Below are 13,027 nucleotides of genomic sequence, written 5' to 3' on the forward strand. Positions count from 1 at the left end.
GATGGCTACCGAACGGCGTCACACCAGCAGACGCCGTGGACATTCGTTAACTCAAGGCAGGACGCCTGATTCCATCTTCACTGTGGGGACACATGCAGACACTCAAGGTCGATCTAGGCGAGCGCAGCTACCCGATTCATATTGGCGAAGGTTTGTTGGATCAGCCTGAGCTGCTGGCCCCGCATATACGCGGACGGCAAGTGGCGATCATCTCCAACGAGACCGTTGCGCCGCTCTATCTCGAGCGTCTGACCCGCAGCCTCGCACAGTTCTCGGTGGTTTCCGTGGTGCTGCCGGACGGCGAAGCCTTCAAGACCTGGGAAACCCTGCAGCTGATTTTCGACGGTCTGCTGACCGCGCGGCACGACCGCCGTACCACGGTCATCGCCCTCGGTGGCGGTGTGATTGGTGACATGGCCGGTTTTGCGGCCGCCTGCTACCAGCGTGGTGTCGATTTCATCCAGATCCCGACCACGCTGCTGTCGCAAGTCGACTCTTCGGTGGGCGGCAAGACCGGGATCAACCATCCGCTGGGCAAGAACATGGTTGGCGCTTTCTATCAGCCGAACGTGGTGCTGATTGATACCGCTACCCTCAATACCCTGCCGGCCCGCGAACTGTCCGCCGGGCTTGCTGAAGTCATCAAGTACGGGCTGATCTGCGACGAGCCGTTCCTGACCTGGCTTGAAGACAACGTCGATCGTCTGCGCGCCTTGGACCAGGTCGCCCTGACTTATGCCATCGAGCGCTCTTGCGCGGCCAAGGCTGCGGTGGTGGGTGCCGACGAACGGGAGACCGGTGTTCGCGCCACGCTCAACCTGGGTCACACCTTCGGTCACGCCATCGAAACCCACATGGGCTATGGTGTCTGGCTACATGGTGAGGCGGTCGCTGCTGGCACCGTAATGGCCTTGGAAATGTCCGCGCGCCTGGGCTGGATCAGCGAGCAAGAGCGCGATCGCGGCATTCGTCTGTTCCAGCGTGCCGGCCTGCCGGTCATCCCGCCTGAAGAGATGACTGAAGCCGATTTTCTCGAACACATGGCAATTGACAAGAAAGTGATCGACGGTCGTTTGCGCCTGGTGCTGTTGCGCCACATGGGCGAAGCGGTGGTGACCGACGATTATCCGAAAGAGGTTTTACAGGCCACGCTGGGAGCGGATTACCGCGCTCTGGCTCAGCTTAAAGGTTAATAAGATCCCGATGACTAGTTTGCACGCCGACGAGGCTTTCCTCGGCCATTACCAGTTGAGTCATGACCCTTTTTCTCCACGGGTGCCTGGCTTCAAATTCTTCCCGGCCCAGCGCAAACCGGTGCTGGGGCAACTGCATCACCTGGCACGCTACAGTCAGTTGCTGCTGGTCGTCACCGGCCCGCAAGGCAGTGGCAAGACGCTGTTGCGTCAGGCCCTGGTGGCCAGCACCAACAAGCAGTCGGTGCAGAGCGTGGTGGTTTCCGCCCGTGGTGCCGGTGATGCGGCCGGCGTGCTGCGTCAGGTGGCTCAGGCGCTGAACGTTGCCCAGGCCGAGATCGGCGCGATTCTGGCTCAAGTGGTGCAACTTGCGTTGACGGGGCAGGAAGTCTATTTGCTGGTGGATGACGCCGAGCAACTCGACGAATCCGCGCTGGAAGCCTTGCTGGCCCTGGCCGCTGGTGCACCGGAAGGTCGCCCGCATGTGTTCCTGTTCGGCGAGTCGTCGCTGATTGCTCAACTGGAGGCGCTGAGCCTCGAGGAAGAGCGTTTCCACGTCATCGAATTGCAGCCTTACACCGAAGAAGAAACCCGCGAATATCTGGACCAGCGGCTCGAAGGCGCCGGCCGGGGTATCGAACTTTTCACCGCAGATCAGATCTCTGATATTCACGAAAGCTCCGACGGTTGGCCTGGCACCATCAACCAGGTTGCCCGCGATGCAATGATCGAAGCCATGATTGCCAGCCGCTCAGCGGTGAAGCGTCCAAGTATGGGGTTCAACATGCCGAAGAAACACGTATTGGCGATTTCCGCCGTTGTCGTGGTCGCGGTAGCCGCCGCCTGGTTGATGCCGGGTCGCAGCAAAGCACCGACCACTGGCGCACCTGTCAACGAACAGGCGCAACTGCCGCTCGGCCAGGGCACGCCGCAACCTAACAGCGGCGGCGCGCCTGCCGTCGAATTCGCCGGTAACTCGCAACCGATGCCATTGCCGCTGGTCGGCAACTCGCAGCCGGTCATGCGTGGTCCGTTGGCCGAAGCCGCCGGTGGCATCACCGAAGGCGACGACGGCGTGCCGGTCGAAGGTTCGAGCGCTACACCGCCGACCGTGACCACTACCGCGCCTCCAGCAGGTCTGTCGGCCGGTCCCGCACCGACGCCAGCCACCAAACCTGTGCCTGCGCCGACTCAGGTCGCGACTGCCAAGCCAGCCCCGGTTGCGCCTGCCGTGAAGCCAGCTCCAGCGCCAGCCAAGCCCGCCGCCGCGGCTGCTGCCAAGCCTGCCGAGAAACCAGCCGCTGTGGCCAAAGCCGCTGGCGGCACCTGGTACGCAGGGCAAGCACCGGGTAACTACGTGGTGCAGATCCTCGGCACCAGTTCCGAAGCGGCCGCGCAATCCTTCGTCAAGGAGCAGGGCGGCGAGTACCGTTATTTCAAGAAAGTCCTCAACGGTAAGCCGCTTTACGTCATCACTTACGGTAGCTTCGCCAACCGCGATGCAGCCGTTACCGCCATCAAGGCCTTGCCAGCGAAGGTTCAGGCTGGTAAACCTTGGCCTCGCTCCGTCGCCAGCGTCCAACAGGAACTGGCTACAGCTCGCTGATGATTCGGCGGCCTTACCCAGGCCGCCTCTCCCGGCACCTCAAAATTTTCCGCAAGTAGCATGCTGTCTCTACAGACCGCGTGCCTTGTGGTGTCTGCGTCACAGTAGTCTTTGAGTCGTTGCGGTCAAAATTAAAAAAGTTTTGACTAGCACAGCATATCGCTTTAAACCTTTCACAAATGCGACATAGATTTGCGACATTTCGTCGTCAAATTTGTGAGCCTCTGTGTCGGTGTGTACAATGACCTCCCTTTTGCCCCCGCAAAGCTGGCGTACGTTCGGCGCGGATGGTAAGTGGTTGAATTGAAAAGAAATTTGCCTCGACAAGAGGCAGCCTGGTGAGAAAGTGTCTATGAAAGCAGGTCTGTACCAACCAGATGAATTCAAGGATAACTGCGGTTTCGGCCTGATAGCCCATATGCAGGGCGAGCCCAGTCATACCCTTTTGCAAACGGCCATCGAGGCCCTGACCTGCATGACCCACCGCGGTGGGATCAACGCCGACGGCAAGACCGGTGACGGTTGCGGTCTGCTGATTCAAAAGCCGGATGTGTTCCTGCGAGCCATCGCCCAGGAAACCTTCGGCGTCGAACTGCCCAAGCAATATGCGGTGGGCATGGTCTTCTTCAACCAGGACCCGGTCAAAGCCGAAGCCGCTCGCGAGAACATGAACCGCGAGATCCTCGCTGCTGGCCTGACCCTCGTCGGCTGGCGCAAAGTGCCGATCGACACCAGCGTCCTCGGTCGCCTGGCCCTTGAGCGCCTGCCGCAGATCGAGCAAGTGTTCATCGCCGGTGATGGCCTGAGCGATCAGGACATGGCCGTCAAGCTGTTCACCTCCCGTCGTCGCTCGTCTGTGGCCAACGCCGCCGACGCCGATCACTACGTCTGCAGCTTTTCGCACAAGACCATCATTTATAAAGGCCTGATGATGCCGGCGGATTTGACCGCCTTCTATCCAGACCTCAGCGACCAGCGCCTGCAAACCTCGATTTGCGTGTTCCACCAGCGCTTCTCGACCAACACCCTGCCGAAATGGCCGCTGGCTCAGCCGTTCCGCTTCCTCGCCCACAACGGCGAGATCAACACCATCACCGGTAACCGCAACTGGGCCGTGGCCCGTCGCACCAAGTTCACCAACGATCTGATGGATCTGGAAGAACTCGGCCCGCTGGTCAACCGTGTCGGTTCTGACTCCTCCAGCATGGACAACATGCTCGAGTTGATGGTCACCGGTGGTATCGACCTGTTCCGTGGCGTGCGGATGATCATTCCGCCTGCGTGGCAGAACGTCGAAACCATGGACCCGGACCTGCGTGCGTTCTATGAATACAACTCGATGCACATGGAACCGTGGGACGGCCCGGCCGGCGTGGTAATGACCGACGGTCGCTACGCAGTGTGCCTGCTCGACCGTAACGGTCTGCGTCCGGCGCGTTGGGTCACCACCAAAAACGGCTTCATCACCCTGGCCTCGGAAATCGGTGTCTGGAACTACCAGCCTGAAGACGTGATCGCCAAGGGCCGCGTTGGCCCGGGCCAGATCTTCGCCGTGGACACTGAAACCGGCCAGATCCTCGACACCGATGCGATCGACAACCGCTTGAAGTCCCGTCATCCGTACAAGCAATGGCTGCGCAAGAATGCCCTGCGCATTCAGGCGACCATGGAAGACAACGACCACGGTTCGGCGTTCTACGACGTCGATCAGCTCAAGCAGTACATGAAGATGTACCAGGTCACTTTCGAAGAACGTGATCAGGTGCTGCGTCCGCTCGGCGAGCAAGGCTACGAAGCCGTTGGCTCGATGGGCGATGACACGCCGATGGCCGTGCTGTCCCAGCGCGTGCGCACGCCGTACGACTATTTCCGTCAGCAGTTCGCGCAGGTCACCAACCCGCCGATCGACCCGCTGCGTGAAGCCATCGTCATGTCGCTGGAAATCTGCCTCGGTGCCGAGCGCAACATTTTCCAGGAGTCGCCGGAACACGCCTCGCGCGTGATCCTCAGCTCGCCGGTCATTTCCCCGGCCAAGTGGCGCTCGCTGATGAACCTCGATCGTCCGGGCTTCGAGCGCGCGATCATCGACCTCAACTACGACGAAAGCGTCGGCCTCGAAGCGGCGATCCGCAACGTCGCCGATCAGGCTGAAGAAGCCGTGCGCTCCGGTCGTACCCAGGTCGTGCTGAGTGACCGTCACATTGCCCCGGGCAAGTTGCCGATCCACGCCTCCCTGGCCACCGGCGCGGTGCACCACCGCTTGACCGAAAAAGGCCTGCGTTGCGATTCCAACATCCTCGTGGAAACCGCCACCGCTCGCGACCCGCACCACTTTGCAGTGTTGATCGGTTTCGGCGCCTCGGCGGTCTATCCGTTCCTGGCGTACGAAGTGCTGGGCGATCTGATCCGCACCGGTGAAGTCCTGGGCGACCTCTACGAAGTGTTCAAGAACTACCGCAAAGGCATCACCAAAGGTCTGCTGAAGATCCTGTCGAAGATGGGTATCTCGACCATCACGTCTTACCGTGGTGCGCAGTTGTTTGAAGCCATTGGCCTGTCTGAAGAAGTCTGCGACCTGAGCTTCCGTGGCGTGCCAAGCCGCATCAAGGGCGCGCGTTTCGTCGACATCGAAGCCGAGCAGAAAGCCCTGGCCGCCGAAGCCTGGAGCCCGCGCAAGCCGATCCAGCAAGGTGGTTTGCTGAAATTCGTCCACGGCGGCGAATATCACGCCTACAACCCGGACGTGGTCAGCACCCTGCAAGCCGCTGTGCAGCAGGGCGACTACAGCAAGTTCAAGGAATACACGGCGCTGGTGGACAACCGTCCGGTGTCGATGATCCGTGACATGTTCAAGGTCAAAACCCTGGACACGCCGCTGGACATCAGCGAAATCGAACCGCTGGAGTCGGTGCTCAAGCGCTTTGACTCCGCGGGCATCTCCCTCGGCGCCTTGTCGCCGGAAGCTCACGAAGCCCTGGCCGAAGCCATGAACCGCCTCGGTGCGCGTTCCAACTCCGGCGAAGGCGGCGAAGACCCGGCGCGTTACGGCACCATCAAGAGCTCGAAAATCAAACAGGTTGCGACTGGCCGTTTCGGTGTGACCCCGGAATACCTGGTCAACGCTGAAGTGTTGCAGATCAAAGTCGCTCAGGGCGCCAAGCCCGGCGAAGGTGGTCAGCTGCCAGGCGGCAAGGTCAACGGTCTGATCGCCAAACTGCGTTACGCAGTGCCGGGCGTGACCCTGATCTCGCCTCCACCGCACCACGATATCTATTCGATCGAAGACTTGTCGCAGCTGATTTTCGACCTGAAACAAGTCAACCCGAAGGCGCTGGTTTCGGTGAAGCTGGTTGCAGAAGCGGGCGTCGGCACCATCGCCGCCGGTGTGGCCAAGGCCTACGCGGACTTGATCACCATCTCCGGCTACGACGGCGGCACCGGTGCATCGCCGCTGACCTCGATCAAATACGCGGGCGCTCCGTGGGAACTCGGCCTGGCCGAAACTCACCAGACCCTGCGCGGCAACGACCTGCGCGGCAAAGTGCGGGTACAAACCGACGGCGGCCTGAAAACCGGCCTCGACGTGATCAAGGCTGCCATCCTCGGCGCTGAAAGCTTCGGCTTCGGCACCGCGCCGATGATCGCGCTGGGCTGCAAATACCTGCGTATCTGTCACCTGAACAACTGCGCCACCGGCGTCGCGACTCAGAACGAGAAGCTGCGCAAGGATCACTACATCGGCACCGTCGACATGGTGGTGAATTTCTTCACCTACGTCGCCGAAGAAACCCGTGAGTGGCTGGCCAAGCTGGGCGTGCGCTCCCTCGAAGAGCTGATCGGTCGTACCGATCTGCTGGACATCCTCGAAGGCCAGACCGCCAAGCAGCAACACCTGGACCTGACGCCATTGCTGGGCAGTGATCACATCCCGGCAGACAAACCTCAGTTCTGCCAGGTCGACCGCAACCCACCGTTCGACAAAGGCCTGCTGGCCGAGAAAATGGTCGACATGGCCACCTCGGCCATCAACGACATGAGCGGCGCCGATTTCGCCCTGGATATCTGCAACTGCGACCGTTCCATCGGCGCGCGGATCTCCGGTGAAATCGCTCGCAAACACGGCAACCAAGGCATGGCGAACGCGCCGATCACCTTCCGCTTCAAAGGGACGGCTGGTCAGAGCTTCGGCGTGTGGAACGCTGGCGGCCTGAACATGTACCTGGAAGGCGACGCCAACGACTACGTCGGCAAAGGCATGACCGGCGGCAAACTGGTCATCGTTCCGCCGAAGGGCAGCGTCTACAAGACTCAGGACAGCGCCATTATCGGCAACACCTGCCTGTACGGCGCCACTGGCGGCAAGCTGTTCGCCGCCGGTACCGCGGGCGAGCGTTTTGCGGTGCGTAACTCCGGTGCTCACACCGTAGTGGAAGGCACGGGCGATCACTGCTGCGAGTACATGACCGGTGGTTTCGTCTGCGTATTGGGCAAGACCGGTTACAACTTTGGCTCAGGCATGACCGGCGGTTTCGCCTACGTGCTCGACCAGGACAACACCTTCGTTGACCGGGTCAACCACGAACTGGTGGAAATCCAGCGGATCAGCGGTGAGGCGATGGAAGCCTATCGCAGCCACCTGCAACGCGTGCTGAACGAATACGTCGAGGAAACCGACAGCGAGTGGGGTCGTAACCTCGCTGAAAACCTCGATGACTATCTGCGTCGTTTCTGGCTGGTCAAGCCCAAGGCTGCCAACCTGAAATCGTTGCTTTCCAGCACCCGTGCCAACCCGCAGTGATATGCGCCTGAAGAGTTTGATGAGGTTTTAACAATGGCTGAACGTCTGAATAACGACTTCCAGTTCATCGATGTCGGGCGCAAGGATCCGAAGAAGAAACTGTTGCGTCAACGCAAGAAAGAGTTCGTGGAGATCTACGAACCCTTCAAACCCCAGCATTCGGCCGATCAGGCCCACCGCTGCCTGGGTTGCGGTAACCCGTATTGCGAATGGAAGTGCCCGGTGCACAACTTCATTCCGAACTGGCTGAAGCTGGTGGCCGAGGGCAACATCCTCCAGGCCGCCGAGCTGTCGCACCAGACCAACACCCTGCCGGAAGTCTGCGGCCGGGTGTGCCCGCAGGATCGTCTGTGCGAGGGTGCCTGCACCCTCAACGACGGTTTCGGCGCGGTGACCATTGGTTCGGTCGAGAAGTACATCACTGACACCGCGTTCGCCATGGGCTGGCGCCCGGACATGTCCAAGGTCATACCGACCGGCAAGCGTGTTGCGGTGATCGGCGCAGGCCCGGCAGGCCTGGGCTGTGCCGACGTGCTGGTACGCGGCGGCGTGACCCCGGTGGTGTTCGACAAGAACCCGGAAATCGGCGGTCTGCTGACCTTCGGCATCCCCGAGTTCAAGCTGGAAAAGACCGTGCTGAGCAATCGTCGCGAAGTCTTCACCGGCATGGGCATCGAGTTCCGCCTGAACACCGAAGTGGGCAAGGACGTGACCGTCGAGCAACTGCTCGAAGAATACGATGCCGTGTTCATGGGCATGGGCACCTACACCTACATGAAGGGCGGCTTTGCCGGTGAAGATTTGCCGGGCGTGCATGACGCGCTGGACTTCCTGATCGCCAACGTCAATCGCAACCTGGGCTTTGAAAAGTCGCCGGAAGATTTCGTCGACATGAAAGGCAAGAAGGTCGTGGTATTGGGTGGCGGCGACACGGCGATGGACTGCAACCGTACGTCGATTCGCCAGGGCGCCAAGTCGGTGACCTGCGCTTATCGTCGTGACGAAGCGAACATGCCGGGCTCGCACAAAGAGGTGAAGAACGCCAAGGAAGAAGGCGTGAAATTCCTCTATAACCGCCAGCCAATCGCGATCGTCGGTGAAGACCGCGTCGAAGGCGTGAAGGTGGTCGAGACCCGTCTCGGCGAACCGGACGCCCGTGGCCGTCGCAGCCCCGAGCCGATTCCGGGTTCCGAAGAGATCATCCCGGCTGATGCCGTGGTCATCGCGTTCGGTTTCCGTCCGAGCCCGGCGTCGTGGTTCGAACAGCACAGCATCCAGACCGACAGCCAGGGCCGCGTTGTAGCCCCGGAGCAAGGTCAGTACAAGCACCAGACCAGCAACCCGAAAATCTTCGCCGGTGGCGACATGGTTCGCGGTTCTGACCTGGTTGTGACGGCGATCTTCGAAGGCCGTAATGCCGCCGAAGGGATCCTGGATTACCTGGGCGTCTGATCACTTTCCAAAATTGGAATGCGATCAAATGTGGGAGCGGGCTTGCTCGCGAAGGCGGTTTGTCAGTCAACATCTCTGTTGAACGTAACGACCTCTTCGCGAGCAAGTCGAATCGTCGCACCGCCGCTCCCACATTGGTTTTTCGGTGTTGCAAAGACCGTGTTCCACCGCGACAAATTGACCCGATAGACAAAAGGCACGGCTCTTGCCGTGCCTTTTGCGTCGCGCTCTGAGAAAATGCCCGCACTTTTTTTCCGGATGCCGACATGACTGCCCTGAAGAACGACCGTTTCCTTCGCGCCCTGCTCAAGCAACCCGTAGACGTCACGCCTGTCTGGATGATGCGTCAGGCCGGTCGCTACCTGCCGGAATACCGCGCCAGCCGTGCCAAGGCCGGTGACTTCATGAGCCTGTGCATGAACCCGGAGTTCGCTTGCGAAGTCACGATGCAGCCGCTCGACCGCTACCCACAACTGGACGCGGCGATCCTTTTCTCCGACATCCTGACCATCCCGGACGCTATGGGCCAAGGCCTGTACTTCGAAACCGGTGAAGGTCCGCGCTTCAAGAAAGTCATCAGCACGATGGCTGACATCGAAGCGCTGCCGATTCCTGATCCGCACAAAGACCTGGGCTACGTCATGGACGCGGTCAGCACCATCCGCCGCGAACTGAACGGCCGCGTGCCGCTGATCGGCTTCGCAGGCAGCCCATGGACCCTGGCCACCTACATGGTCGAAGGCGGCTCGTCGAAAGACTACCGCAAGACCAAAACCATGCTCTACGACAACCCGCAAGCCTTGCACCTGCTGCTGGACAAGCTCGCGCAGACGGTCACCAGCTACCTCAACGGCCAGATCATGGCCGGCGCGCAAGCGGTGCAGATCTTCGACAGCTGGGGCGGCAGCCTTTCGGCGGCGGCGTACCAGGAATTCTCCCTGGCCTACATGCGCAAAATCGTCAGCGGCCTGATCCGCGAACACGAAGGGCGCAAGGTGCCGGTCATTCTGTTCACCAAGAACGGTGGCCTGTGGCTGGAAAGCATCGCCGACGCTGGCGCTGATGCCCTCGGCCTGGACTGGACCTGCGACATCGGCAACGCCCGTGATCGCGTCGGCAGCAAAGTCGCGCTGCAAGGCAACATGGACCCAACCGTGCTGTACGCCAAGCCGGAAGCGATTCGTACCGAAGTCGGCCGCATCCTCGCCAGCTATGGCAAAGGCAGCGGTCACGTGTTCAACCTCGGCCATGGCATTACGCCTGAAGTCGACCCGGAACACGCCGGCGCCTTCCTGCGCGCGGTGCACGAACTGTCGGCGCAGTATCACGAGTGATCGTCGCCCAATAAAAAACGCCCGGCTTGTGCCGGGCGTTTTTGTATGAGGTACCAGATCGTACCCGGTCAATGTGGGAGCGGGCTTGCTCGCGAAAGCGGTTGATCATTCAACATCGATGCCGACTGACCCACCGCTTTCGCGAGCAAGTCGAATCGTCGCACCGCCGCTCCCACAGGGTTGTGCGTCACGCCTTCACATTTTCCAGCGGTGGCAACTTCGCCAGTTTCAACGCCACCAGCAGCGCAATCACCAGCAACCCGCCAATGAACAACCCGATCCCGTTCCACCCCCCCATGTGCCAGAACACCCCGCCCGCCGTCCCGGCGATGCTCGAACCGGCGTAATAGCTGAACAGATAAAGCGACGACGCCTGCCCCTTGGCTTTGATCGCACGACGCCCAATCCAGCTACTCGCCACCGAATGCGCGCCGAAGAAGCCGAAGGTGAAGATCAGCATGCCGATGATCACCACTGGCAGCGGCGTGAGCATGGTCAGGGCGAGGCCGGCGATCATCAGCACGATGGTTGCCCAGAGTACTTTGCGACGACCGAGCTGGTCGGCCAGGGCGCCGATTTTCGCTGAGCTGTAGATACCCGACAGATACACCACCGAGAGCAGCCCGACGAAGGCCTGATCCATGTGGTACGGCTCGGCCAGCAGGCGATAACCGATGTAGTTGAAGAGGGTGACGAACGCGCCCATCAGCACGAAAGCTTCAAGGAACAGCAGCGGCAGGCCGGCGTCGCGAAAGTGCATGGTGAAGCCGTCAATCAAGCTGCGCGGGTGTAATGAACGGGCGCGGAAGTTGCGCGATTCGGGGAGGATTTTCCAGAACACCGCCGCCGCGATCAGCGCCAGGCCGCCGATCACCAGCATCGCCGTGTGCCAGCTGACGAAGTCGATCAACACGCCAGTGATCAAGCGTCCGCACATCCCGCCAATCGCGTTGCCGCCAATGTACAAACCCATGGCAAGGCCGATGTGCTGCGGGTGGATCTCTTCGCTCAGGTAAGTCATGGCGACCGCCGCCAAGCCGCTCAACGACAACCCTGTCAGCGCGCGCATCACCAACACGCCGTGCCAGCTCGGCATCATGGAACTGGCGATTGTGCAGAGCGCGGCGGCGAACAACGCGGCGACCATCACCGGTTTGCGCCCGATGCGATCAGAGATCGGGCCAGTGATCAGCAGACCGATGGCGAGCGTGCCCGTAGCGACCGACAGGATCAGGCTGCTCTGCGCCGCATTGATTGAGTACTCGTGGGACAGCAACGGCATCATTGGCTGCACGCAGTAGAGCAAAGCGAAGGTCGCGAAGCCGCCGGAGAACAGCGCCAGCACCGTGCGCATGAACATCGGCGTGCCTTTTTCGATGTAGATCTCTTTCAGTTCGGCGACAACATCGTCCACCGCTGCGGGCGGGACTTCATGGGCAAGTGGAGCGACAGCAGTTTTCACTTCGGACCTCGGAGGACGCAGCCGGTCAGGCAATGAAAAAAGCATATAGCTGCCTAATGATTCAATCCAATATATTGTTCGACCTGTTTGATAGGTTTAACGACCTAATGGAGTTTTCATGGAATTGCGTCACCTGCGCTACTTCATTGCTGTTGCCGAAGAACTGCACTTCGGCCGCGCCGCCCAGGTGCTGGGCATCTCGCAACCACCCCTGAGCCAGCAGATTCAGGCGCTGGAGCAGGAGGTGGGCGCGCGGTTGTTCGAGCGGACCAATCGTCGGGTCGAACTCAGTGAAGCCGGTCGGCTGTTTCTGGAAGAGGCGCGGCTGGTGTTGGCGCAGGTCGACAAGGCGGCGGATGTTGCACGGCGTGCGCAGTTGGGTGAATTGGGCGAACTGAAGATCGGCTTCACCTCGTCGGCGCCGTTCAACTCGACCATTCCACAGGCGATTTTTTCGTTTCGCCAGCGATTTCCGGCGGTGCACCTGAACCTGCGGGAGATGAGCAGCACCCAGGTCGCCGATGCGTTGGTGGATGAGTCGATTGAAGTCGGGATCATGCGGCCGCTTGGGTTGCCGGACTCGCTCAGCGTGGTGGAGTTGATGCGTGAGCCGCTGGTGGCGGTGCTCAGCTCGAAGCATCCGTTGGTGACCGGTAGCGAAGAAGGCTTGTTTCTGTCAGCTCTGGCGCTCGAACCCTTCGTATTTTTCCCACGCAGTTATGGCAGTGGTCTGTACGCGCAATTGCTCAGCCTGGCGCGGGATGCGGGGTTTAGTCCGCACTTTGCACAGGAGGCGGGCGAGGCGATGACGATCATTGGTCTGGTGGCGGCGGGGTTGGGTGTATCCGTGCTGCCGGCGTCCTATCAGCGGATGCGCATCGAAGGGGTGGTCTATCGGCCTCTGCTCGATCCAGAGGCGGTGTCGGCAGTGTGGCTGGTGCAGCGTAAGGATCAGAAGTCGCCAATGGCCAGGGCGTTTGTGGAGTTGTTGACGCGTAAGGTTGAGCCGCTGAAGGCGTGACTGCTTCGCAGTCAATCGCGGGCAGGCCCGCTCCCACAGTGGATAGGGGGTGGAACAAAAATCGGTTCACACCGCAAATCCCTGTGGGAGCGAGCGAGCTTGCTCGCGAAAGCGTCCGCAAGTTCACCAAAAAAGGAGCAGTTACCGATGCCATAGCGGAC

At 60.7% G+C, this 13,027-nt stretch carries 7 protein-coding genes; 6 read left to right on the forward strand and 1 reads right to left on the reverse strand.

What is annotated here, in order from left to right; all coding sequences use genetic code 11:
- The first annotated feature begins 92 nt into the window (after positions 1 to 92).
- From aroB to hemE, 5 genes are all read left to right on the forward strand, one after another.
- Positions 93 to 1,193 carry a 3-dehydroquinate synthase gene (aroB, locus tag E3W21_RS10860; RefSeq protein ID WP_123366938.1) on the forward strand — a complete coding sequence of 367 codons (1,101 nt, stop codon included), beginning with the start codon at positions 93 to 95 and terminating at the stop codon, positions 1,191 to 1,193.
- A 10-nt stretch (positions 1,194 to 1,203) separates the two neighbouring features.
- Positions 1,204 to 2,799, forward strand: coding sequence for an SPOR domain-containing protein (locus E3W21_RS10865; protein WP_129439152.1), 1,596 nt, complete (start codon positions 1,204 to 1,206; stop codon positions 2,797 to 2,799).
- Positions 2,800 to 3,151: 352 nt separating this feature from the next.
- On the forward strand, positions 3,152 to 7,597 hold the full coding sequence (gene gltB, locus E3W21_RS10875) for a glutamate synthase large subunit (RefSeq protein ID WP_129439150.1): 4,446 nt from the start codon (positions 3,152 to 3,154) through the stop codon (positions 7,595 to 7,597).
- Between the two features lie 33 nt (positions 7,598 to 7,630).
- On the forward strand, positions 7,631 to 9,049 hold the full coding sequence (locus tag E3W21_RS10880; protein ID WP_134419676.1) for an FAD-dependent oxidoreductase: 1,419 nt from the start codon (positions 7,631 to 7,633) through the stop codon (positions 9,047 to 9,049).
- 266 nt (positions 9,050 to 9,315) lie between these two features.
- On the forward strand, positions 9,316 to 10,383 hold the full coding sequence (gene hemE, locus E3W21_RS10890; RefSeq protein WP_129439148.1) for a uroporphyrinogen decarboxylase: 1,068 nt from the start codon (positions 9,316 to 9,318) through the stop codon (positions 10,381 to 10,383).
- 187 nt (positions 10,384 to 10,570) lie between these two features.
- Here hemE and E3W21_RS10895 read toward each other — a convergent pair whose 3' ends face one another.
- The gene (locus tag E3W21_RS10895; protein ID WP_134419678.1) at positions 10,571 to 11,845 is read right to left on the reverse strand and encodes an MFS transporter; all 1,275 of its coding nucleotides are present in this window, start codon (positions 11,843 to 11,845) and stop codon (positions 10,571 to 10,573) included.
- 118 nt (positions 11,846 to 11,963) lie between these two features.
- Here E3W21_RS10895 and E3W21_RS10900 point away from each other — a divergent pair, with 118 nt between their 5' ends.
- The gene (locus E3W21_RS10900; protein WP_134419680.1) at positions 11,964 to 12,866 is read left to right on the forward strand and encodes a LysR family transcriptional regulator; all 903 of its coding nucleotides are present in this window, start codon (positions 11,964 to 11,966) and stop codon (positions 12,864 to 12,866) included.
- Positions 12,867 to 13,027 lie beyond the last annotated feature (161 nt).

The organism is Pseudomonas sp. F01002, from assembly GCF_004402115.1.
Taxonomy (GTDB): Bacteria; Pseudomonadota; Gammaproteobacteria; order Pseudomonadales; family Pseudomonadaceae; genus Aquipseudomonas; species Aquipseudomonas frigoris.